This window comes from Oceanobacillus alkalisoli (genome assembly GCF_022213125.1).
Taxonomy (GTDB): Bacteria; Bacillota; Bacilli; order Bacillales; family Amphibacillaceae; genus Oceanobacillus; species Oceanobacillus alkalisoli.
The window spans coordinates 118,244-141,450 of the sequence record NZ_JAKNRA010000001.1 but is presented as its reverse complement, the minus strand read 5'-3'; the positions used below and the strand labels follow the sequence as shown (position 1 = coordinate 141,450).

27 protein-coding genes are annotated in these 23,207 nt (G+C 41.2%); 17 read left to right on the top strand and 10 right to left on the bottom strand.

Going from position 1 to position 23,207, the window contains the following annotated elements:
* Positions 1-30 precede the first annotated feature (30 nt).
* Positions 31-882, bottom strand: coding sequence for a CvfB family protein (locus L3V42_RS00690; RefSeq protein ID WP_235763546.1), 852 nt, complete (start codon positions 880-882; stop codon positions 31-33).
* 133 nt (positions 883-1,015) lie between these two features.
* Between L3V42_RS00690 and L3V42_RS00685 the strand changes: the two genes are divergently transcribed.
* Positions 1,016-1,915, top strand: a complete 900-nt coding sequence (locus L3V42_RS00685) for an AEC family transporter (RefSeq protein ID WP_238470995.1) — start codon at positions 1,016-1,018, stop codon at positions 1,913-1,915.
* 132 nt (positions 1,916-2,047) lie between these two features.
* On the opposite strand, the gene ytaF is transcribed toward L3V42_RS00685, so the two are convergent.
* Complete coding sequence (ytaF, locus tag L3V42_RS00680; protein WP_238470994.1) at positions 2,048-2,668, bottom strand: sporulation membrane protein YtaF; 621 nt, start codon at positions 2,666-2,668, stop codon at positions 2,048-2,050.
* A 158-nt stretch (positions 2,669-2,826) separates the two neighbouring features.
* Between ytaF and L3V42_RS00675 the strand changes: the two genes are divergently transcribed.
* The gene (locus L3V42_RS00675; RefSeq protein WP_238470993.1) at positions 2,827-3,948 is read left to right on the top strand and encodes a response regulator; all 1,122 of its coding nucleotides are present in this window, start codon (positions 2,827-2,829) and stop codon (positions 3,946-3,948) included.
* Positions 3,949-4,047: 99 nt separating this feature from the next.
* Positions 4,048-4,287 carry a ferredoxin family protein gene (locus L3V42_RS00670; protein WP_235763550.1) on the top strand — a complete coding sequence of 80 codons (240 nt, stop codon included), beginning with the start codon at positions 4,048-4,050 and terminating at the stop codon, positions 4,285-4,287.
* A 53-nt stretch (positions 4,288-4,340) separates the two neighbouring features.
* Here the strand turns inward: L3V42_RS00670 and L3V42_RS00665 are convergent, their stop codons facing one another.
* Positions 4,341-4,892: a cupin domain-containing protein gene (locus L3V42_RS00665; protein ID WP_235763551.1), complete on the bottom strand. Its 552-nt coding sequence runs from the start codon at positions 4,890-4,892 to the stop codon at positions 4,341-4,343.
* Between the two features lie 293 nt (positions 4,893-5,185).
* On the opposite strand from L3V42_RS00665, the gene L3V42_RS00660 reads away from it, so the two are divergent.
* Together L3V42_RS00660 and L3V42_RS00655 are read left to right on the top strand one after the other, a co-directional pair.
* Positions 5,186-5,839, top strand: coding sequence for a YczE/YyaS/YitT family protein (locus L3V42_RS00660; RefSeq protein ID WP_438822769.1), 654 nt, complete (start codon positions 5,186-5,188; stop codon positions 5,837-5,839).
* A gap of 43 nt (positions 5,840-5,882) precedes the next feature.
* Positions 5,883-6,299, top strand: coding sequence for a universal stress protein (locus L3V42_RS00655; RefSeq protein ID WP_235763552.1), 417 nt, complete (start codon positions 5,883-5,885; stop codon positions 6,297-6,299).
* 36 nt (positions 6,300-6,335) lie between these two features.
* On the opposite strand, the gene L3V42_RS00650 is transcribed toward L3V42_RS00655, so the two are convergent.
* The gene (locus L3V42_RS00650; protein ID WP_238470992.1) at positions 6,336-7,442 is read right to left on the bottom strand and encodes an NAD(P)/FAD-dependent oxidoreductase; all 1,107 of its coding nucleotides are present in this window, start codon (positions 7,440-7,442) and stop codon (positions 6,336-6,338) included.
* On the bottom strand, positions 7,439-7,900 hold the full coding sequence (locus tag L3V42_RS00645; protein WP_235763554.1) for a DinB family protein: 462 nt from the start codon (positions 7,898-7,900) through the stop codon (positions 7,439-7,441). Before L3V42_RS00645 ends, L3V42_RS00650 begins: the two co-directional genes overlap by 4 nt.
* Before the next feature lie 218 nt (positions 7,901-8,118).
* On the opposite strand from L3V42_RS00645, the gene L3V42_RS00640 reads away from it, so the two are divergent.
* Positions 8,119-9,042, top strand: coding sequence for a manganese-dependent inorganic pyrophosphatase (locus L3V42_RS00640; RefSeq protein WP_235763555.1), 924 nt, complete (start codon positions 8,119-8,121; stop codon positions 9,040-9,042).
* 89 nt (positions 9,043-9,131) lie between these two features.
* Here L3V42_RS00640 and L3V42_RS00635 read toward each other — a convergent pair whose 3' ends face one another.
* Together L3V42_RS00635 and L3V42_RS00630 are read right to left on the bottom strand one after the other, a co-directional pair.
* A complete protein-coding gene (locus L3V42_RS00635; protein WP_156854769.1) occupies positions 9,132-9,332 on the bottom strand; it encodes a cold-shock protein in 201 nt (66 codons plus the stop codon).
* Positions 9,333-9,545: 213 nt separating this feature from the next.
* Positions 9,546-11,273, bottom strand: coding sequence for a SulP family inorganic anion transporter (locus tag L3V42_RS00630; RefSeq protein ID WP_438822738.1), 1,728 nt, complete (start codon positions 11,271-11,273; stop codon positions 9,546-9,548).
* A gap of 127 nt (positions 11,274-11,400) precedes the next feature.
* Between L3V42_RS00630 and mscL the strand changes: the two genes are divergently transcribed.
* From mscL to L3V42_RS00590, 8 genes are all read left to right on the top strand, one after another.
* Positions 11,401-11,784, top strand: a complete 384-nt coding sequence (gene mscL, locus L3V42_RS00625; RefSeq protein WP_235761099.1) for a large conductance mechanosensitive channel protein MscL — start codon at positions 11,401-11,403, stop codon at positions 11,782-11,784.
* Between the two features lie 69 nt (positions 11,785-11,853).
* On the top strand, positions 11,854-12,459 hold the full coding sequence (locus L3V42_RS00620) for a Dph6-related ATP pyrophosphatase (protein WP_235761100.1): 606 nt from the start codon (positions 11,854-11,856) through the stop codon (positions 12,457-12,459).
* Between the two features lie 176 nt (positions 12,460-12,635).
* Complete coding sequence (locus tag L3V42_RS00615) at positions 12,636-13,052, top strand: spore coat protein (RefSeq protein ID WP_235761101.1); 417 nt, start codon at positions 12,636-12,638, stop codon at positions 13,050-13,052.
* Between the two features lie 74 nt (positions 13,053-13,126).
* A complete protein-coding gene (locus L3V42_RS00610; protein WP_235761102.1) occupies positions 13,127-13,705 on the top strand; it encodes an SLOG family protein in 579 nt (192 codons plus the stop codon).
* Positions 13,706-13,762: 57 nt separating this feature from the next.
* A complete protein-coding gene (locus tag L3V42_RS00605; protein ID WP_235761103.1) occupies positions 13,763-13,924 on the top strand; it encodes a hypothetical protein in 162 nt (53 codons plus the stop codon).
* Entirely contained in the window at positions 13,921-14,448 is a 528-nt protein-coding gene (locus L3V42_RS00600; protein ID WP_235761104.1) for a GNAT family N-acetyltransferase, read from the top strand. Before L3V42_RS00605 ends, L3V42_RS00600 begins: the two co-directional genes overlap by 4 nt.
* Positions 14,449-15,025: 577 nt before the next feature.
* Positions 15,026-16,702 carry a formate--tetrahydrofolate ligase gene (locus L3V42_RS00595; protein ID WP_235761105.1) on the top strand — a complete coding sequence of 559 codons (1,677 nt, stop codon included), beginning with the start codon at positions 15,026-15,028 and terminating at the stop codon, positions 16,700-16,702.
* A 21-nt stretch (positions 16,703-16,723) separates the two neighbouring features.
* Positions 16,724-17,284 (top strand): 5-formyltetrahydrofolate cyclo-ligase, encoded by a 561-nt coding sequence (locus tag L3V42_RS00590; RefSeq protein ID WP_238470991.1) that lies wholly within the window; start codon positions 16,724-16,726, stop codon positions 17,282-17,284.
* A 146-nt stretch (positions 17,285-17,430) separates the two neighbouring features.
* Here L3V42_RS00590 and L3V42_RS00585 read toward each other — a convergent pair whose 3' ends face one another.
* The gene (locus L3V42_RS00585; protein WP_235761107.1) at positions 17,431-17,964 is read right to left on the bottom strand and encodes a YusW family protein; all 534 of its coding nucleotides are present in this window, start codon (positions 17,962-17,964) and stop codon (positions 17,431-17,433) included.
* A gap of 729 nt (positions 17,965-18,693) precedes the next feature.
* On the opposite strand from L3V42_RS00585, the gene L3V42_RS00580 reads away from it, so the two are divergent.
* On the top strand, positions 18,694-20,091 hold the full coding sequence (locus tag L3V42_RS00580; protein ID WP_235761108.1) for an MDR family MFS transporter: 1,398 nt from the start codon (positions 18,694-18,696) through the stop codon (positions 20,089-20,091).
* A gap of 99 nt (positions 20,092-20,190) precedes the next feature.
* Here the strand turns inward: L3V42_RS00580 and L3V42_RS00575 are convergent, their stop codons facing one another.
* On the bottom strand, positions 20,191-20,748 hold the full coding sequence (locus L3V42_RS00575) for a beta-class carbonic anhydrase (RefSeq protein ID WP_235761109.1): 558 nt from the start codon (positions 20,746-20,748) through the stop codon (positions 20,191-20,193).
* A 97-nt stretch (positions 20,749-20,845) separates the two neighbouring features.
* Positions 20,846-21,886: a C45 family autoproteolytic acyltransferase/hydrolase gene (locus L3V42_RS00570; RefSeq protein WP_235761110.1), complete on the bottom strand. Its 1,041-nt coding sequence runs from the start codon at positions 21,884-21,886 to the stop codon at positions 20,846-20,848.
* Between the two features lie 162 nt (positions 21,887-22,048).
* On the opposite strand from L3V42_RS00570, the gene L3V42_RS00565 reads away from it, so the two are divergent.
* Both L3V42_RS00565 and L3V42_RS00560 read left to right on the top strand, forming a co-directional pair.
* Complete coding sequence (locus tag L3V42_RS00565; protein WP_235761111.1) at positions 22,049-22,483, top strand: universal stress protein; 435 nt, start codon at positions 22,049-22,051, stop codon at positions 22,481-22,483.
* A gap of 12 nt (positions 22,484-22,495) precedes the next feature.
* Positions 22,496-22,714 (top strand): YdbC family protein, encoded by a 219-nt coding sequence (locus tag L3V42_RS00560; RefSeq protein ID WP_238470990.1) that lies wholly within the window; start codon positions 22,496-22,498, stop codon positions 22,712-22,714.
* Positions 22,715-23,207: the final 493 nt, after the last annotated feature.

Below are 23,207 nucleotides of genomic sequence, written 5' to 3'. Positions count from 1 at the left end.
GTTGATTTAAGGGGGGAAAGGTTGAGTTTTCTATAAAAGAAAAGTCTTCCCGTCCCGCTGTTCAACTTTGCCCTCTTTCATTAGCTTGCCTAGCGCCCGTTTGAAAGCCGCCTTGCTCATCTTGAACGTTGACCGGATTGCTTCGGGGTCGCTTTTATCACTGAAAGGAATAACACCACCACTAGCTTCGAGATGCTGTAAGATATCTTCTGCATCAAGTGGGATGCTTTCCTTTTTCACTGGACGAAGTGAAATGTTTATTGTCCCATCTTCTTTTACATCAATAACCCGTCCTGTTATGAGTTCTCCTAACCGTGGTTCCGTTTTCCGTTCGGTATGATGGATAAAGCCACGATAATTATCTTCTGTGAAGACTTCGGATCCTTCTCTGCTTGAATAATACACTCTTCCAGATAGCTTTTTATTTAATAAATGCTCCGGTGCCACTTCATAATATTCAGCGATGACGCCTCCGGTTGCAGGAAGAGCGATCAGGCGATTTTTATAATCTAAGTCGAGTCGGACGAAAAGCTTGTCACCAATTTTCGGCCAAATGGAACGAAATTTAGGAAGATCGTCATTAGATACGAGAATTTCTTTCGCGATACCGATATGGACGAAAGCACCAAGCTTTGGCAGGACTTCGACAACTTCTGCCCAATCATAGTTGATCGTCGTGACAGTTGGCAGTGTCGTTGTTGCTGCGATGTTTCCTTTTTTATCACTGTAAAGAAATACCTCGACTTCTTCACCTTCCTTCAACTCCCTATCTGTTTCATTATGATGGAGTAATGCCTCCTGTTCATCCTTATCAAGGACATAGCCAGTTTCAATTTTTCTTAAGACGGTCATTGTTATATGATTACCTAATGGTAGATGCATCTGTCACACTTCTTTCTTTAAACTGTTGTTCCCATCGTACCATAGTAGAGAAAAAAGCAGAAGGGATTCATCCTTACTTATATTGTGGTAAAATGGAAAAAAGTGACTAAAAAAATTACTGGAGCGATGAATCTTGGCTTTATTTATTCAAGTTATTATCCCGATTATGCTCGTCTTTTTAGCGGGATTTATCCTGCAGCGGTTACGTCCGATGAGTGTGAGGTCCGTATCAGCAGTAACAATTTATATTTTATCCCCGGCACTTGTTTTTATAACTTTGTATGATACCGATTTTGACAGCGGCTATTTGGTAATCATTATTTATATGCTTGTCTTATTTGCGATCATGGTTATTTTAAATAAGATTCTAGGTAAGATATTCAAGTGGCCGGATAAGACAGAAAGTGCTGCTATTCTTGCAACAGGATTTATGAATTCGGGGAATTATGGTTTACCGGTCGTTCTGTTTAGTGTTGGAACAGTTGCACTTCCATATGCTGTATTCATTATGGTGATCCAAGGATTGATGAATAATTTCTTCGGGATCTATTATGCTTCCCGTGGCAGAGATGGGATGAAAACGGCTTTTCTTAATGTAATGAAAATGCCGACTACATATGCAGCGATACTTGGTGTTGCTTTTCAATATTTGGATGTACCGGTTTCGGAATCGATCCACTCGATGCTCTCAATGGTAGGAGAAGCATCGATACCAGTGATGATGATTGTTCTTGGTATGCAGCTTGGTTCCTTGACCTCTCTACGCTTGAACTGGCAAGTGATCATTTCGAGTGTAACCTTAAAAATGGTCGGCGCACCAATCATTGCTTATCTGTTCGTCGTGCTCTTTAACATCGATCCGCTTGTTGGAGTTGTTCTTATTATTATCTCCGCGATGCCAACAGCGGCAACGACGACAATGTATGCAATTGAGTTCGATAGTGAGCCGGAACTCGTCTCAAGCATGACCTTTATTGCTACGATTGTCAGTATCATCTCTGTTTCTGTCGTATTGAATCTATTGCAATTGTAAAAATAAAAGCGCGGTAGCTGGACGTGGCATCTGCTGCCAATTCCAGTTATCTAGCGTATTATAATTTAATTCAATCGTGGAATATGAAAAGCTAGGATTCGTTTAAATTGAAGAATCCTAGCTTTTTTGACTTCATGTTAGTAGATTGAATAACCCGATGCCAATTAAAAGAAGAGAGGGGAGCAGGGTGAAGAATTGGATGTCTTCGTATTTTGATAGAAGCATTCCGATCTTTAATCCGACAATGAGAAAGATTCCGCTCATCACTGCGATGAGTCCAGCGGTAAGAAATGCAGAATAGTGCATTAGACTTGCGGCAAATCCTGCTCCGAAAGCATCGAGTGAAAGAGCCATGCCGAGAAGGATTGCTTCCGGTTTCGAAATTGTGCCGGATCGGTCCAAGTCTGCGTGCTTCGGTGAACGGAACACTTTTTTTACATTTGTAAGCATTGAATTATTTTGAATTTCATCTTGTTTTACTTTATTCTTCCGGATTATATTGTATAAGGTAAATATACCTAAGGAGATCAGAATCATCGCTCCAGCATTTTCTGAAATGGTTGACGGAATGATAAATTTTAATCCCTCACCAATTGACATCGCGGCAAAAACGGTAACCCCTGAACACAGCATAATAATCGATATAGCAAGAATCGGGACGCGGGTTTTCTGAATGCCATAACTAATGCCAACCCCAAGTCCATCCAGACTTACTGCAATAATTAATAAAAATAAACCAGTATAATAAAGCATCGCATCCATTCCTTTTTCATATCTAAAGTATTGTATGAAAAAGGGGAGGGGATGTGCGGATAGGGGGTGATGACAGAATTCTAATAATTGACAAACCGTTGTCTTGTTTTCACTTATAATTGTGGTAAAATATAACTAGTTAAATAGGGGGAATCGATATGCGCGTTGTTTGTATTGATGATGAACAGCTAGCTTTACGTTACATCGAGCGCCAACTAGCAAAAATAGCAGAAGTTGAAGTGATTGGTTCATTCGTTAATCCGTTGGAAGGGAAGGAATTTATTTTACGGGAAAAACCAGATGTTGTTTTTCTTGATATTGATATGACACCAGTCAATGGAATGGAAATAGCTGAAAAAATCCTGGAAAAACTTCCAGATGTTATTCTTGTGTTTGTTACAGCTTATGAGGCCTACGCTGTGAACGCTTTTGAATTAAATGCAACCGATTATATTGTAAAACCACTAAAATTTGAACGGTTAGAGCTCACTGTCAATCGAATTAAAAATCAATTGCAGAATCAGCACAAAAGGATTATAACATACCCACAAAGTTTACGAATCAAAATGACTCCATCTCTTGCATTTGAAACGGAACCCGATGTATTTGAGCCTCTTCCGTGGCGTACAGCTAAAACCCAGGAATTATTTATTTTTTTATTACAAAATCATGATGTAGTTATCGAAAAGTCAGCAATTATTGAGTTACTTTGGGATGACTACGATTTAGAGAAAGCTTATTCTTTGCTCTATACGACAATCTATAATATTCGTAAACAGATTAAGCCTTACCAAAAGCATATTATGCTGCATAATCATTCGTATGGTTATTTGCTGGAATTGACCCAGGTAGAAATAGATTATGTGGAATGGTCTAAAGCAATCGGAGCATTACCCGATTTAACGGCTGACACGGTAGGGGATTATGAACGAGCAATGGAAATGTATGCCGGCACATATCTCGCAAATTATGACTATACATGGCTCGAAGCAGAACGCCAACGGTATGAACGAATCTGGTTACAGGCGTCAAACCAAATAGCAACGTTTTATTATCATAATGGAAAAGTCAATGACGCCATCCGCTGGTATAACTATATGATTGACCATAACCCAACTATTGAAGATGCGCATTTTGAATTAATGAAATTGCACGGGGAGAACGGCAATTTTGCGGCGATGATGCAACAGTACACTGCTTTACATAAAGTATGGCGCAACTATTATGATGCAAAACCAAGTGATTATATTATAGAATGGTATATGGAAATGATGAAATGAATAGTGAGGCTGAGTTCAATCGATTTCATTTACATTCATCGAAGAAAGTTCTATCATAAATAGAAGAAAGACTATAGCTATTAGGGAGGTAGAAAATAAATGGCTTTTGTTATTTTGGAAGCATGTCAGACGGAGAAGGCTGCGGAGTGTGTAAGCGTATGCCCGGTTGACTGTATTGAAGAAGGTCCCGATCAATTTTATATAGATCCTGACGTCTGCATTGATTGTGCAGCTTGTAAGGCAGTATGCCCAGTTGATGCGATTGAGGAAGAATACGATTTATCTCCAGATCAGGAAGTTTTCCTCCAGCGTGCAGAAGAGTTTTTTGCCAATCGTTAACGATAAAAGCCGTATGCAGCAGCGAATGCATACGGCTTTTACGTGTATATTAATTATTCCTCATCCCGATGTTGCTGCATTGCTGCTTGCTTTGTTTGGTGCACTGTACCTTTTGGATGCTCTGGCGGGGCATAGATAGAGTAAAGGAGCAGAGGACTTCTCCCCGTATTGATCACGTTATGCCATGTGCCAGCTGGGATTAGAATGGCATCATCCTCCCGAATCCGCCGTTCAAAAGTTAGCTGATTGCGTCGTGGTCCCATTTGTACAACCCCGCGTCCATCTTCTATTCTTAAAAACTGATCCGTGTGCGGATGGATTTCAAGTCCAATATCTTCACTAGGCATAATTCGCATCAGTGTAAGCTGGAGATGATGACCAGTCCAAATTGCCCGCCGGAAAGCCCGGTTCCGCTCAGTTGCATGTTCAATATTGAATACATACGGCTGACCTCCCCGATCACCCTGTCTTTCCATATCTTCTGAAGGAAGCGGATACTCATATCTGTCCTCATCTAATCCAGGATAAACTGGCTGTTCATAAGAGTAAGGATACGGATAGTAGCCTTGAGGGTAGTAGGGGTACGGATAGTGACCATAGTACATTTTCTATCATTTCCTTTCCATTTTACTTTTCCAGTTATCCTATGCAACGAACGCCTAATTTGTTTTTCTCAAAAACATTATTGAAAAGAACTGAATGAATTTCATCATTACCAAAGTCGGCTTTCCCATCACCGTATGTAGTTGGGAACGAACCAACTCAACTACATATGGTGATGGTGAAGCATTAAATACGTATTATGAAATTCATTAAACTCTCTAATTAAAAAAATAAACAGAAAATAGTCAGAATATGGTATAGTATTTGTAAAAGTTTAATAAAAGGGGAATGGGTCTTGAAGCAGATGATTCGATGGGGATTTTTCTTCCTTGGTATTATGATATTCAGTATGGGAATTACGTTAGCAATTAATGTACAACACTTGGGGATTCACCCGTGGGATGTTTTAAACGTTGCCTTTTTCAATCATATTGGTTTATCAATTGGTTCATGGGCCATCATTATTTCCGGATTGCTGATTCTGATTACACTTATAATGGATCGCCGTTATATTCGGTTAGGGACATTTTTCAATGCTTTTCTCGTTGGATTATTTGTAGACTTTTATATGTGGCTTGACTTTCTGCCGACAGCTACAAATAGTTGGATAGACATATTGGTTATTTTAGCTGGAATTGCAGTGATGGGTTTTGGCGGCGGGATGTATAATGCTGGCGGGGTCGGTGCTGGTCCGAGGGACGGATTTATGCTTTCGATTTCGGATAAAACTGGAATGTCGATTAGCCGAGTGCGAATTATCGTAGAGACGCTCGTGCTTGTACTTGGTCTGCTTGTCGGCGGCCCGGTATTCGTCTTTACTTTCCTATTCACCTTTATCCAAAGTCCGATATTTCAGCGGTCTTATCTTTTCTTTAAAAAATGGATAAAAAAAATCGAAGGAAAACTAGATGGAAGAAATCAAGTAGCGGTAAAAAAAGAATTAAGTTAGTTTCATGGTATGATAAAGGTAACACTAACTTGGAGGTGGAAGAATGTTTAAGCGAATTTTACTCGCAGTAGATGGATCTGAGCATTCGATTCGTGCGACGGAATATTCAATTGAGTTGGCGAATAAATTCGACGGTACAGTGGATGTCGTTTATGTGGTAGACGGGGATACGGTAAAGAAAGATGTGCTTCAAACATCGACTCCATTTGAAATGGAAAAGTATCGTAAGGAAAAAGTTAAACCGATCCGTTCCAGGTTAAATGAATCCAACGTCATATTTGGCACCCATTTTCTCCAAGGTGAGCCGGGTCAGACGATTGTAAATTTTGCCAATGACCGGGAATTTGATTGTGTCGTCATCGGGAGCAGGGGATTAAATGAACTGCAAACCTTATTCCTCGGAAGTGTTAGTCATAAAGTTGTAAAACGGGCAAATTGTCCCGTGCTCATTGTTAAATAAAAAAATGTGGGTCAATCTTTAAGGACCCACATTTTTCTATAAATGATAATCTTCCAAGTTTAGATCCGTTTCTTCTCTCACGGCAAGTTTTGCAAGTTGCTGTCCCATTAAAGGACCGGCAGTAAGTCCGGATGCTCCGAGGCCATTTGCATAAACAAGACCATCCAGCCCATCTAATGAACCAATTACTGGAAGTGATCCGTTTGTCATTGGTCTAAAACCGACCCGTGCTTCAATAATTGCACTATCCTTTAAATCTGGTGCAACTTCGAGCGCTTTAGATAGGACCTCATGCATTCCAGCTGCTGTTACGTTTGTATCATAGCCTGCTTTACTTTCAATCGTAGCTCCAACAACAAACCGGTGGTCCTCAAAGCTAAGCATGTATTGATTGCCCGGTGGCTTAATGACTGGAAGATTTTCAGTATCTAACTTATCATACCGCAGATGAAGAATCTGCGCTTTTTGCGGACGGACATTAAGTCCTGTAATATCAAACGGTTCGAGCAGTTCATTCATCCAGGCACCTGTCGTGGCAATTACTTGGTTGGAAGCGTATTTCTCACCATCTATCTGAACCCCGCGTACTTGGGTTCCTTCTACTAGAAGTTCTGCGCTTCCCTCAATAATTTTCGCCCCGTTTTTCTTCGCACTGCGAATTAATGCATCTCTTAATTTACGCCCATCGACCCGGGCAGCTCCACCGACAAAAACTGCCTGATAGCCCTCATTTAGAAGCGGGAATTTCGCCTGTGCAGTAGTTTCATCGAGTAATTCGATTTCTCCAATTTCAGGAGCGTCTTCCCGGCGTTTTAATACGCGTTCAAGTGTAGCGTGCAGCTTCTTTTCGTCGTTATGAAGGTTTAGCGCGCCGACTTGCTTATAACCAGTATCCGTTTCGCCAGCTGTTTCTAACTCTTTAATTAAATCTGGATACATTTTTGCAGCCATCTTGACGAGCCGGTACCAGGCTTTGTTTCTGCGCTGAGCGAGCCAAGGGCAAATGATACCTGCAGCAGCATCGGTTGCTTGACCGGTATCGTGCCGGTCAATCAGTGTAACGTCTACGCCTTTTTTGGAAAGGTGATAGGCGGCACTTGCTCCGGCAATTCCGCCACCGATTATAATTATATTCTCACTCATACTTCCGCATTCACAACTTGAAGCATAGCTTTCATTTTACCAAGATGCTCGGTTTCATGATGACCAAGCATGATAAGTAAATCGCCGAATGTTTCAACACTGCCGAACGGAACTTTAAATGTGACATTTGTTTTCCAGAACAGATCATCGAAATTATTTAATCGTTCTTGCTGGTCAAGTAAAAATTTCTTCAATTCGTCTAAAGATGGGGCTTCTTCTGTCCAGTCACTCGGTTTTGTACCAGGTCCAAATAAATCGGCATAGTTTTCCGGGATATGATCGGATTTTTTCGGGAAGCGGAATAACATTTTTTCATCGACGACGAGAACATGGCCAATATGCCAGCGCAATGTGTTATTGAACGGTTTAGCCTGAACGTCCGCCGTTTCCTCATTTATATGATCATCGATAAAGTTAATTAAAGCAGTTCTTGCTAAGTTGAATTGTTTTCTTGACATCTTACATCCTCCTCGTAAAATATGTTCTTCACGTTATACGTATTCTTTATTAGTTTAGCCTTTCACAAATAAAATGTAAAACATTGTGCTGGGAGTGGGGGAAATTGGATAAGCTTTCGTTTGCCTGTAATTGAAAGAGGTTGATTGGTATGATAGAATTTGAATAGATTTAGCAATCGAAATTACATAATGAATATGTTAATAAAGGAGAAGGCATTATGGTAAAATTAGTTTTTGGACATAAGAATCCAGATACCGATACAATTTGTTCGGCATTGGTATATGCAGATTTAAAAGGCAAACTTGGTGAAACTGTGGAAGCACGCAGATTAGGGGAAGTAAGTAAAGAAACACAATATGCACTTGATTATTTTAAAGTGGATGCACCAGCATTACTTGAAAAGCTTGAGGATGGAACAGAAGTCGTATTAGTCGACCATAACGAATTCCAGCAAAGTGCGGATAATATAGAAAATGCAAAGGTTGTGGAAGTAGTTGATCACCACCGCATTGCTAATTTTGAAACGAAAGAACCGCTTTATTTTCGGGCTGAACCTGTAGGGTGTACAGCAACAATACTTCATAAAATGTACAATGAAAACAATGTGGAACTTTCTAAAGAAATGGCAGGCTTGCTGCTGTCGGCAATTATTTCCGACTCGTTATTGTTGAAGTCCCCGACATGTACGGATGAAGATGTATCTGCTGCAAGAGTGTTAGCTGAAATTGCAGGAGTGAACTTGGAAACTTACGGTCTGAACATGCTGAAAGCTGGGGCAGACTTAAGTGATAAGTCGATTGTTGATTTACTAACAATGGATGCGAAAGAGTTCACAATGGGGGATGAGAAGGTTGAAATCGCTCAGATTAACACAGTTGATTTAAATGCAATTTATGAACAGCAAGAGGAAATTGAAACAGAAATTCAAAACATTATCGAGAAAAAAGATCTCGATTTATTCCTATTCGTTGTCACGGATATTTTAAATAATGATTCAGAGGTTCTCGCACTTGGAAGCGGACAGGCGAATGTTGCAACTGGCTTCAATGTTGAACTTGAAAATAACCGTGCCTTATTAAAAGGTGTCGTATCTCGTAAAAAGCAAATCGTCACTACACTAACTGACGAATACACGAAGTAATGGGACAGTGGGGTCAGAGATCTTGTCCCAGTTTAAAACAATAAAAAAAGCCTTCCCCGAAATTCGGGAGAGGCTTTTTTTAATACGTCTTATAATTTAACAACGTTTGCTGCTTGTGGTCCGCGGTTTCCTTCTTCAATATCGAAAGAAACAGATTGACCTTCTTCTAAAGTTTTGAAACCTTCGCCTTGAATAGCTGAGAAATGTACGAATACATCGTCTCCACCTTCAACTTCAATGAAACCGAAACCTTTGTCTGCGTTAAACCATTTTACTGAACCTGTGTTCATTAAAATACCTCCATGTGCGTGTTGCACGTTTATTACTATTTTTGTTCAAGTTGCCAATTCAAGACGATAACAACCAGTGTTATTTCTATCCTTATTATCACCGAACGCAAATAATTACTTCAAGTATAGCATCATCGTTTGCTGATTGCAAACTTTTTTAAAAAATATTTAAGACGGGGAAGTGGGACAAAAGCTCTGACCCCAGTGTCCCGCTCAGGAAGATTGGAGTTTTTTACTTTCTTGGAAGACTTGGCAGGCGTTTGCTGCTTTTTTGCCGCAGCGTGAGCAATTTGGGACGCTGATGATTTCTAATGCGTAGTCGACCGCCTTGCTCGCGTCATTAAAGATATGCTCTCGACCAATTTCTTCATATAATCCACTTATCTTTATAGCTTCAAGCACATCTGGGTTCACCTCTGCAAACAGAGTAGTTCCGCCAGTTTTCTTGAAGTCGCGGATAAGGGAGGTTAAGTTATTTCCGCCGGTTGCATCCATATAAGAAACATGCTTCATTTTCAAAATGAGTACTTCTGGCTTTTGGTTAATCGAACGGGTAATCATGGATTCAAATTTATCAGCTGCACCAAAGAATAATGGCCCTTCAATCGTGAAAAAGGCAAGCTGCGGACATTTTGCTGCCAATTTCTCATTTTCTAAAACTTGCTCGTCTTTTAAATGGCTTGGAATAACTTTTTCGACACCAAGTACTTCACTCATTCGTTTCACAAATGAAACCATAGCGAGCAGTAATCCGAATTGTACTGCAACAGTCAAATTAACGAATACCGTCAGCAGGAACGTAACGACTAAGACTAAAGAGTCGCTCGATTTCAAGCGTATAATATGGGAAAATGATTTATATTCACTCATGTTAAGTGCCACTCGCATCAGAATCGGTGCCATACTTGCAAGCGGAATATGTGAAGCAAATGGTGCAAAAACAAGAATCGTAACTAATACAAATACACCTTGGAATACGCCAGATAATGGACTGATGGCTCCACTATTAATATTCGTAGCCGTACGGGCTATCGCACCGGTTGCCGGTATACCTCCAAAAAGCGGTGTTACGACGTTGGCAAGCCCTTGCCCAACCAGCTCACGGTTGGAATTATGCCGTTTCCCTGTCATTCCATCAGCAACAACAGCAGACAGTAAGGATTCAATCCCGCCAAGCATTGCGATGACAAATGCTGGTTGCAGCAAAGTGATAATCTTATTCCATGTAATTTCCGGGATTTGCAGGCTGGGCAAACTTTGCGAAATGCCTCCAAAGGCTGTGCCAATCGTTGCCACTTTACCTGGAAAAAATACATAAGCAAGTAGTGCGGGAATAATCAGTGCTACTAATAGTACGGGGACGCGCGGGAAAAATCGTGGTATAAATACAAGAATGAGAACTCCTAGAACTGCAATTAAAATACTGTACCAATTTATTGTCGGCAGTTTTTCAAAAATCTGCAGCATCGTTTCATGGAAATATTCCTTCTTTTCCATGCCCTCTAGACCGAGGAAGTTTTCAATTTGTCCTGAAAAGATGATGACGGCAATACCAGCTGTAAACCCGATTGTGACCGAGCGGGGAATGAATTTTATCAGATTCCCTAACTTAAAAAACCCCATGACCATGAGGATGATTCCTGCCATAAATCCTGCAATCAACAGATCCTCATAACCGAATTCTAAAACAATCGCAAGCAGGATAGGGATGAAGGCTCCTGTTGGACCGGCAATCTGGTATCTCGAACCCCCGAACAATGCTACAAGAATTCCCGCAATGACTGTCGTATATAGGCCATATTCCGGTTTCACTCCTGACGCAATTGCAAATGCCATACCAAGGGGGATTGCAACGATACCAACTGTAATACCAGCAACCACATCCTGCTTAACATCATTGGCAGTTAAACCCTTGAATCGATTGTCTTTCCACAATTTCACTTCAGCTCCTATTTGATTCTACCATCTATAATATCATATAATCATAAAAGTACTGAAATAAGTGCATTTCTCAATCATTTATGTTGAAAAAATAAAAAATAGCTCAAAAGGAATGGAGAGGATTTGCGTGTGGAAAGAGTTTAAAGAATTTGCTTTTCAGGGGAATGTCATTGATCTGGCAGTAGCAGTTGTGATTGGAGCAGCGTTCAACGCCATCGTCACTTCTTTTGTTGATCATATTATTACACCAATTATTGGTATGTTAGCAGGTGGCATTGATTTCACCGGCTTGAAAATAACGCTTGGGGATGCAGAAATTATGTATGGAAGTTTTATTCAATCATTTGTTGACTTCTTGATTATTGCATTTTCAATTTTCATGGCTATCCGTGTATTGAATAAATTTAAACGGAGAGAGGAAGCAGAAAAAGAGGAAGAAGAAGTTGATCGACAGGAACAACTACTTACCGAAATCCGCGATTTATTAAAAGAAAAAAATGGACAAAATTAACAAAAAGCCAGGTGATGCCGGAATGCCTGGCTTTTATACAAGGTAATATAATGGAAGGAGAAAGAGCTGATGACAAATATAGCATTATCGTTTAGTGGCGGGAAAGATTCAATGTTTGCGCTACACCGTTTGCTAGAACAAGGGAACACGGTCGTTTGCCTTATTACGACTGTTTGGAGCAAAAGCGGGGAAACAGTTGCCCACGGAGAAAAGCTAGACCGGCTGGAAGATCAAGCAGTGCGCTTAAACATACCGATTGAATGGGTCGTTACCGATTTCGAAAATTACACAGCGGATTACAAACGTAAACTGGAAGAAATAAAAAAAGATTATCAAATTGAAGGAATAGGATATGGGGATATTTATTTGGAAGGACACCGGGAATGGGGAGAAAAGCTTGCTGAATCGGTTGACTTAAAAGCTTATTATCCGCTCTGGACCGAGCAGGAAGAAGCGCTTAAGTTGCTCATTGATTTTGTCGACGCTGGGTATAAAAGTAAAATTGTAAAACTGGATGAGAACAAGCTCCCAAGCGTTTGGCTTGGAAGAGAAATAGATAAACATTTCATCGAAGACATTGTAACATTTGATGTCTGTCCACTCGGTGAATCAGGTGAATATCATACCTATGTATATGATGGTCCGCTATTTCGAGGGGACAGATCCTATCCTTGAGCTTGAGAGCGGTATTGTGAAGGTGAAGAGATAAATAATGAATTATTAGCGTTTGACTAAAGCGGGTACCAAGCGTAAATCCCATATATTTTTCCTTTACTGGGTACTTGCTTATACATCCCCTTAGGTGTTGACATAGGTTAGTAGTGAATCTATAACAGAAAGGGGATTATTTTATGCGGCATCAACATGGACGCCATTGTGGTTGTCAGGCATGTAAAACAATTATCTATCCGACTAAGCATAACTGTGTTAACCAATTCTCTGAAAGTACGGTAAATCATGTGCACCCATCTCATACGACAGTTATGAATCATCATTTACAGAAAAATAAACATTTTTATCCACATTCTACTTCCGTACAAAACACTTGGAACAGTGTGAATGAATTCGGGGGAGCCTTTGAAACACCATCAGGACCAGGAGGGCAAGTAGCCGGCGCATATAGCCCGCCAGGTGGTCCGGGCGGTATGGGGCCAGGTGGAATGGGTATGGGCCCTGGAGCCGGACCAGGCCAAGTAATGGGCGCAACTCAACCGGGCTGCGGTATGCATCACGGGAATCATTGGAAAAAGCCAGGTAAATGGTGTTAAGATAGTAAAGAGGTTAGGCTGGAACGTAATGGTTCCAGCCTATTTTTAATCAATGCACCATAAGAGGTGAAAAAATGAAAGTATTACATGTAAGTGGCTATAAATCCCTTGAAATGGGAATTTTTAAAGAAAACGATCCGAAAGTTCATATTATTAAAGAAGCGATAAAGAAAAGGGTTATCGGATTTATGGAAGAAGGAGTGGAATGGGTGATTGTCTCTGGACAGATGGGAGTGGAACTCTGGACAGCTGAAGTCGTACTTGATTTAAAAGAAGAGGAGTATGATGTTAATCTGGCGGTTTTCCCTGCATTTGAAAATCAGGACAAGCGTTGGCCCGAGATGCTTCAGGAGAAATATCAGGAAATCATTATGACGGCAGACTTTTACAAGCCGTTATATGTCGGTGACTATAAAGGTCCTTATCAATTTCAGGCGCGAAACCAATGGTTTGCGGAGAAAAGTGATGTTAGTCTCTTGCTGATGGATGAAGAATTTCCGGGAAGCGTCCGCTATTTTTTTGATGCTGCAAAGAAAATGAGTGAGGATTATCCAATCTATTTCATCACTCCGATGGATCTTGATGAGATTGTGGAAGAAATTCAAATGACTGACCCGGAATTATGGGTCAAATTACAAAAGAATCAAGAATAAAAATAGATGGAACCGAGCTAGATAAATAAGTATAATAAAGATTGAGGGGGTAAGGTTGTGGAAATTGTTGCATCATTAATAAATTTATTTTTATTCATTGTACCTTTCCTTATTTTATACTTCGTTATTGCTGCGGCAGTAAAAAAAGGAATCGAGGCTTCATCTGTTGGACAAGCGATCCTTGAAGAACAGCAGGAACGGAAAGCGAAACGGAAATGAACATGAAACATGAAATAAATGATAAGGTGAAAAATATGTACCTAACCATCCGTAAAATGAAAAGAAAAGATATTCCAGCGATCCAAGAAGTTGCGAAAAGGAGCTGGAATTCAACTTATGCAGGAATCATTCCATCAGGGGTTCAGGATAGTTTCCTGAGTCAAGCTTACAGTATAAAAACATTAAAAAAACAGCGCCGCAGTTCGAACTTTTATGTTGCGTTAAGCAATCAAGAACTCATTGGCTTTGCTAATTATTCACAAGTGTATTCCGACAATAGTATCCACTTGCATGCGATCTATCTCCATCCAGAATATCAAGGAAGAGGAATCGGAAGCGCCCTTTTGCAAATCGGAATGAACCATTTATCCGCAACGAAGATTTCCCTTCATGTGGAACGCCAGAACAACAGAGCAATCCAATTCTATAAGCAAAAAGGTTTCCATAAAATTTCCGAATTCGACGACGAACTCGAAGGACACACAATACATACCATCCGAATGATTTTAAATATCCAAAATTAAAAGCACCGCCCATTGCTTTCATACAGCGTAAGTGTTTTGCGCATTCTCTAGACTGGAGTTTCTAATCGCCGTTCAGTTGTCCCGTAGACGGATGCGCATCCTTAGGCACTGCTAGAGCTCCTCGGGCTACCGCCCTGCGGGGTCTCCAGGCTTGTGCTGTTCCCGCAGGAGTCACCGTCCACCGGGCAACTGAACTGGTAAGATGGTTATTTTAAATAGAAATTATTCGACCACGATAAGGAGTATACTTTTCCAGAATATTAAACAGTGATTCAAATTCGGCCTTTCCTGGTAGCAGTCCAGACACCTCGAGACTCCTGCGGAAGGCCGGCTAAGAACGGTCACGTCCTGTGACCAATGCCGGCATTAGAACTTCCTGTTCGGAGGTAAGCCTGGCGAGACCCCGCAGCGCGATAGCGCGAGGAGGCTTGCCGCCCGCTTAGCAGGTGCGAGAGGTGTCTGGACTGCGGACCTCCAGTAGAAAGTTTCAGGGTTAGGCACACTCACGCTGTATGAAAGCAATGAGCTGGCAATGGAACTAGTTAGGCAAGGATGATTATAAAGGAGGAAGAAGCAAATGACCTATAAAACAGATATTGAAATTGCAGAATCTGTTGAAATGGAGCCGGTAACAAAGATTGCAGAACAAGCGGGGATTGACGCGAGTGACATTGAACTATACGGAAATTACAAAGCGAAAGTAAATTTCACTGCCCTTGAGAAAATGCGCAATGAATCTAATGGTAAACTCATCCTAGTTTCTGCAATCAATCCCACAGCAGCTGGGGAAGGGAAAACGACTACGGTAGTTGGACTCGGTGACGGGCTAAAGCGAATCGGGAAAAAAGCGATGATTGCCTTACGTGAGCCTTCGCTTGGTCCAGTGTTCGGCATAAAAGGAGGAGCAGCAGGCGGTGGATACGCTCAAGTCGTTCCAATGCAAGATATTAACCTTCATTTCACTGGTGACTTTCATGCAATCGGAGCCGCTAACAATCTTCTGGCTGCTTTGATCGATAACCACATCCATCAAGGAAATGAACTAAATATCGATACAAGAAAAATTACGTGGAAACGGGTTGTCGACATGAATGACAGGCAGCTCCGTCATATCGTAAATGGGCTTGACGGAGAAAAAAACGGTGTACCTCGAGAAGATGGCTTCGATATTACGGTCGCTTCTGAAATTATGGCTATCCTTTGCCTTTCTAATGATCTTAAGGAATTGAAGGAGAAGCTGAGAAATATTATTATTGGCTACACTTATGATGATGAGCCTGTGACAGCAGGCGAGCTTCATGCCCACGGAGCAATGGCGGCCTTATTAAAGGATGCTTTAAAACCGAACCTCGTACAAACACTGGAGAAAACACCAGCACTCATCCATGGTGGTCCGTTTGCAAATATTGCACATGGCTGTAATAGTATCATGGCGACAAAGCTTGCTTTAAAATATGCGGATTATACGGTAACAGAGGCTGGGTTTGGAGCAGATCTAGGAGCAGAGAAATTCATCGATATTAAAAGCAGGATGGCGAATATCGCACCAGATGCTGCGGTAATTGTTGCAACTGTTCGAGCTTTAAAGCTGCATGGTGGAATAGCTGCAATCGATCTGAATGAAGAAAATGTCCAAGCGGTTGAAGTAGGTTTACCAAATTTACTTAAGCATATTGAAAACATGCAAAACGTATTTGGCATTCCTTCCGTCGTTGCAATTAACAAATTTCCGACAGATACAGATGAAGAACTCAACATTATAAAGCGGAAATGTGAAGAGATTGGTGTGCAAGTCGTTCTTTCTGACGTCTGGGCACAGGGTGGAAAAGGTGCAGAAGACCTCGCACGTGAAGTTGTAAAGCTTTGTGAAACAGAGAGTACATTGCGCCATCCGTATAGTCTGGAAGACTCGATCACGACAAAAATTGAAAAACTTGTGCAAAAAGTATACGGCGGAGTTGGGATTGAACTGTCAGCAGAAGCCGAACGTGAAATCACGAGGCTTGTTAAGTTGGGATATGATAAGCTGCCGATTTGTATGGCAAAAACCCAGTACTCTTTATCAGATGATTCGGCATTACTCGGAGCACCCCAGGATTTCCATATTACAATCCAACAAGTGAAAGTATCCGCAGGGGCAGGATTTCTCGTTGTCTTGACGGGAAGGGTAATGACAATGCCAGGTTTGCCGAAGAATCCGGCCTCCGTAAATATTGATGTCACTCCTGAAGGAAAAATTGTCGGCTTGTTTTAAAAAAGAGAAGGAGGGACGGTATTGGATAAAGTAAATCTAAGAAATCTCGCAAAAGATAACTTAACAAATCTAGACATGGAGAAGAAAGCGGAAATTGAGAAGGAAATTATTCAAAATCTCATTAATTCTGAACTCTGGAAACAGGCAACCACAGTCGGTATTACGGTATCTGCCGGTTTTGAATGGGATACAGAAGCTTTAATTAAAGAAGGATGGAAAGAAAGAAAAACGGTCGTCGTTCCGAAGTGTGTCCCGGACGTAAGAAGGCTTGATTTTTATAAGCTTGATCACTTTGAACAACTGGAAGCAAGTTATTTCAATCTTCGTGAACCAAATCCTTCCGAAACAGTGAAAGTGGATAAGCAGGAAATTGATCTCCTTGTAGTACCCGGCCTTGTCTTTGACGAACGGGGATATCGAGTTGGGTTTGGCGGTGGCTATTATGACCGATTTCTCACAGATTATCCAAATCGAACAGTCTCTCTGCTTTATTCCGGACAATTAGTTGCAGAAGTACCAAAAGAGTCTTTTGATGTTCCGGTAGAATATTTGATTACGGAAAATGGTTTCGTGAAAAAATAACAATCTCACCAGCTCAAAAAAAAGCGGTGCGATTGTTATTATTTCACGCATTAACGGTCTGTAATACCCCTACCTCTAAACATGAGGGAAACCTAAAATGAGAAGGTGGGGGAGGCATGGAAACCTCGTCTGAATGAAGTTTTAGTTTATCTTCTGTATTCTTTTTCTACATTATCACCGAATTCGATTTCCAAATCCACTTTAGCAGCATCTTCTGGAATGTTGAATGCTTGAAGCACTTCGTTGATCACTTCTTCGTCTGGAGTGTTTTCATCGAATTCGAAGGAAGTGAAGATGCTATCAAGCTCATCCATTGCTTCATTGCCTCGTAAATTGATATTGTCCGGTTTGTTCACATAAGATGCTTCGATTTCATTATCATCATCGTCCACGTCATAATCGACATCAACTGCATCATCATTGTTTTCAATATCAACTTCTAAATCGAAACTCGTAAAGATGTAATCACTTGTAAAATCGGCGTTATCACTATCTCCATTTGCTTCGTTGTTATTATCTGTTTGATTGTCTTCATTCGTGTTATCATCTGCTGCACCATTATCAGGATTTTCTGTCGTTGTGTCATCTTGCGGTGGGTTTGTTACTTCATCATTATCTCCACAGGCTGCAAGAATGGTGGATAATAGTAGAATGGTAAGTAATGAAAAAAGTTTTTTCATTGATGTCAGTCTCCTTTTCATTGTGATATATATTAACTTATCCAAAAATGAAGCCCCCTAAACTTATTGCCCGAATTTCACTATCCGAAACGGTTGAGTATCCTCTTGTAATATTTTACAAAAGCCAAAAATTCCATTCATTCAGCGTAAGTGTTTTGCACGTTCTCATGGTTTGCTTTCTAATCGCCGTTCAGTTGCCCGGTGGACGGATGCGCATCCTTAGGCACTGCTAGAGCTCCTCGGGCTGAGCACTAAGGGGTCTCCAGACTCGTGCTGTTCCCGGAGGAGTCACCGTCCACCGGGCAACTGAACTGGTTGGGATAATTATTATTAATATATTCCAGTGCCATGTCACGATAAAATTATATCTTTGGAATAATAAGTAGCGTTCTAAATTAGGTTTTTCCTGGTAGCAGTCCAGACACCTCGAGACTCCTGCGGGAGGCCGGCTAAGAACGGTCACGTCCTGTGACCAACGCCGGCATTAGAACTACCTGTTCGGAGGTAAGCTTGCCTGCGGAAGCTCACCAGCCGCTCAGCAGGTGCGAGAGGTGTCTGGACTGCGGTCCTCCAGTAGAAAGTTTCGGACACTTACGCTGAATAAAAGGAATAAATGGTAACGAAGATAAGGATTGTAATGGTCATTAAAATTGTTTCCCGGCAAAACCAGTGATAAAATATAAAGTTACGTATACTTGTCAAGAGAATGAGGAAAGAAGGAATAAATATATGGGAGATAATTTATCAAAAGGTCAAGATATACAAAACTTTAATCGGGTACCATTGGTTATTGTTCTTATTTCTGGTGCGTTTGTTGCAATATTGAACCAGACTTTACTCGGAACTGCACTACCTAAAATAATGATCGATCTCGAATTAACGGAAAATACCGTGCAGTGGTTGCAATCGGTTTTCATGCTTGTTAATGGAATCATGATACCAATCACTGCTTTTCTTATTGGGCGATTTACGACCCGTACCCTATTTTTAACAGCAATGAGCCTATTTTCTTTAGGAACATTTACAGCTGCAATTTCAGGAAGTTTTGAATTACTTTTGTTGGGAAGGATTTTCCAAGCAGCGGGTGCAGGTATTATGATGCCGCTTATGCAGACGATTCTCATGCTTATTTTTCCAATTGAAAAACGGGGAACTGCAATGGGGATGTTCGGTCTCGTCATCGCATTTGCACCGGCGATTGGACCAACTCTTTCGGGTTATATTGTCGAGGTAGCCTCCTGGCGTTGGTTGTTCTGGATGATTCTGCCGATTGCGATTATTGACATCATTCTCGCTTATTTTGTGTTAAAGAATGTAACGAAGCAGACAAAACCAAGATTGGATGTTCTTTCAATCATACTTTCGACATTCGGTTTTGGAGGAATTCTTTATGCTTTCAGTATGGCCGGAAGTGCTGGATGGGGAAGTGCAGAAGTTCTACTCGGGTTTGGCGTAGGTATTATCACGCTAGTTTGGTTTATTACCCGTCAGTTTAAACTCGATGAACCAATCTTGGAGTTCCGAGTTATGAAATATAAAATGTTTACCATTACAACGATAATCGGGATGATTACGTTCATTGCGGTAATTGGTGCAGCAATTGTCTTACCATTATATATGCAGACAATGCTTGGCTTTTCCGCATTTGAATCTGGGCTTGCCCTCCTCGCAGGTGCGATCATTCAAGGATTGTTAAACCCAATCACAGGCCGGATGTTTGACAGATTTGGTGCAAGATGGCTGGCGGTTTCAGGGATGCTTATCTTAACGGTTTCAACGTTTATGTTTGCCGTCCTGACACCGGAAACGTCATTTACGTATATTGCCGTAACCCATGCTTTACGAATGGTCAGTATATCCATGGTCATGATGCCGGTGACGACAGCGGGATTAAACGTTCTTCCGATGGATTTGATTTCTCATGGAACAGCGGTTAACAATACGCTTCGCCAAGTATCAGGTTCGATCGGAACGGCCCTTCCGATAACGATTATGACGACCTTTACGATACCAGAAGAGGGCATTGAAGGAATGATTCATGGAGTGAATATATCGTTTGTTTTCGCGGGAATCATATCTTTAATCGGGTTCATTATGTCCTTTTATATTAAAGATCGCAAAGTATAAGAAAAGGCTGAGACGAAATTTAAAAATCGTCTCAGTCTTTTTAATTATTGCATGGCATAACTATAAAATAAAACTAGTCACATCCGTTCTGCGCTTTTGTTATTCTCCGTCTCTAGTTACAACATCAACTTTTCCTGTATGGGGGTCAATCACGAGGCCGTGTACTTTAATTCCTTCGGGTAGTAATGGGTGATTGCGGATGATTTCCGTACTTTGCGTGACCGAGTTTTCCACTTCCGTAAATCCGTGAAACTCTTCATCCAAATCGATACCACTATATTCTAATGTATTAAGGCGTTCTTCGCTAATGCCGCGATCAAGCATTCTTTGCTTCAACGCGTCAACATCGACATTTGACATACCGCAATCGTGGTGACCGATGACGATTACTTCATCAGCTTTCAAATTATAAACTGCAACTAAAATGCTTTTTACAATACTATCGAAAGGTTTACGGATAATAGCTCCGGCGTTTTTAACAATTTTCGCATCTCCGTTTTCAAGATTAAGTGCTCGGTGTAAGAGTTCTAATAATCTTGATTCCATACACGTGAAGATGACCATTTTTTTATTCGGGTATACGTCAGTCCGATACGCTTCATAGCTTTTATCTTCTACAAACTTTTGATTAAAATCTAGTAAATCTTGTAAACTCATCTACCATTCTCCTCCACACTAAAATTCCTTTTTTAAAATATACCATATATTAATAAAAAAGGAACTATAAATGAAGGAATGGAGGAAAAGAGATCAATTATTCGTTGATAAATCCATTTGTCGATTCAAGCTCCCCCTTGATTTGCTTAGCATTTACACTGGTTCCGGCAAGCCACTTTTTAAAATCAAAAATAAGTGGCAAGCGGTCACTGCCAAAGGCAATCCAAGCTTGCATATGCTCCGGTAAATATGCTGCTGTATGAATGGTTCCCGCCCAGGCTCCATAATTTTTTGAGAAAACTCCCTTGTCTGTATCATTTAATATACGGAATGCATCGTACACGTTACCAATTTCCGCTTGTTGAGTAGCCATTGCCTCGTAACGGCGTAAGGAATCATCCATCCGGTATCGATTCTCTTTTGTTAATTTCTCGAAGTGATTCGTACAGACTGTTCCAATTCTCGTGACAACTTCGCTTGAAGAGGCTTCAACAACAAGTGTTTTTCCAGTTGCGTCAACGAGGGAGTAGCTGAAGGAGTGGCGATGGGGAATTTCCTTTAGCATTTCAATTGCTTCATCGACGGTTGCGCAAACTTCAAGAACGAGTCTCGCAATCATGTTACAAATAAATCCATCATCTGAGCGAAGTCTATTAATAAAGTTGTAACCGATGGCAAGCCCTTTTTCATTCAGGCCATCCGTCCGTCCAGTAATCTGCATGGAGGGGCCGATCGTTGCATATCCGCCATCAGTTGGTGCATAAAGTACATAACGACCCTCATAAGTGATGGGGTCATTGTCATAGTTTCGAATCATGAACTGGTTTCCCGTTAGAATCGAGCAACCGCTCTTTCCGTATTCGAAATAATAACCTCCAAATTCGCGGAGTGCTTCTTTCGTGCTTATTTCAAGAGCATCAGCAAGACCGAGCAATTCTTCCCAGATGCCGGGATTAAAGTGTTGGATAATGGGTCTAATTTTTTCTTCATCAACAATATAATGGTGTTTTGCTCGTTTTTTCAATTGCCTTCTTCGAGCGGTAAGGATTGGGGAGTTAACTAATTCACTGCCTTGAAATCGACCAAAGTCATAATGGCTCCCGCGGAACTGAATGACATTACTACTAACTTGTTTCATTATTTACCCCCTTTCATCTGCAATTATTCAATCTAAATGAAGCATACTAGAAGCGGTGCAAATAAGAAAATGAATTGCATTTCTAAGGTTCCTGTTCATGCGATTATTGTAGAAATATGCAATTATCTGTTAAAATAAAGAAATAGAAGGGGAGGAAAGTCTATGGTCCGCAAAATTCTTGTTGCTTATGATACGTCAGCATTAAGCGGAAAAGCAATTGATGAAGCAAAAATTCAAGCAAAATTAGTTGAAAATTCCCAGCTCTATATTGTAACGGTAGTGACACCAGGGATTACGACTAATAATACGGCTGCGAGCGGTAACTTATCGATGAATGATGCGGAAATGATTTACCCGAAGCTCGAGAAAATCAAAAAGGCATTAGAAGCTTCCGGATACACAGTACACATTGAAATCATTACCGACTTTTCCCAACGAAATCCTGGTGTTGCGATTTGTGATTATGTGGAGGAACATGCAATTGATATGGTTATTGTCGGGCACCGGGGACTTAGTAATTTAAAGAAACTCTTCCTCGGGAGTGTGAGCGGCACGATTGTGCAACGAGCAGCGAGCCAAGTTTTAGTTATTAAATAGGCAGGAGGAATAATGATGGCTATTCAATATGAAATCATCGAAACAATCGCAGTCCTTTCCGAATCACCAAAAGGCTTGACGAAAGAACTCAATCTCGTCAGCTGGAATGGAAGGGATCCAAAATACGATTTAAGGGACTGGGCACCAGAACATGAAAAAATGGGCAAAGGCGTTACCCTGACAAAAGAAGAGGTGCTTAAACTAAAAGAAAGTTTGGGAAACTTTAATTAAATATTAACTTAACTTTCACAGTTCGAAACAGACCATACCTTTCATACAGCGTAAGTGTTAACCTCCGAAACTCTCCACTGGAGGTCCGCAGTCCAGACACCTCCCGCACCTGTTGGGCGGCCGGCAAGCCTCCTCGCGCTACGGGGTCTCGCCAGGCTTACCTCCGAACAGGAAGTTCTAATGCCGGTGTTGATCACAGGACGTGACCGTTTTTAGCCGGCCTCCCGCAGGAATCTCGAAGTGTCTGGACTGCTACCAGGAAAGACCGAATATAGACCACTGTTTAATATTCCAGGAGTTTAATCCCCATTGTCTAGAAGCAATTTCTATTTAGAGAATCATCTAACCAGTTCAGTTGCCCGGGGGACGGTGACTCCTGCGGGAAAAGCACGTGTCCGAAGACCCCGCAGGAAGTGTCCTTCTTCCGAGGAGGCTGAGGCCGTGCCTAAGGATGCGCATCCGTCCCCCGGGCAACTGAACGGCGATTGGAGCT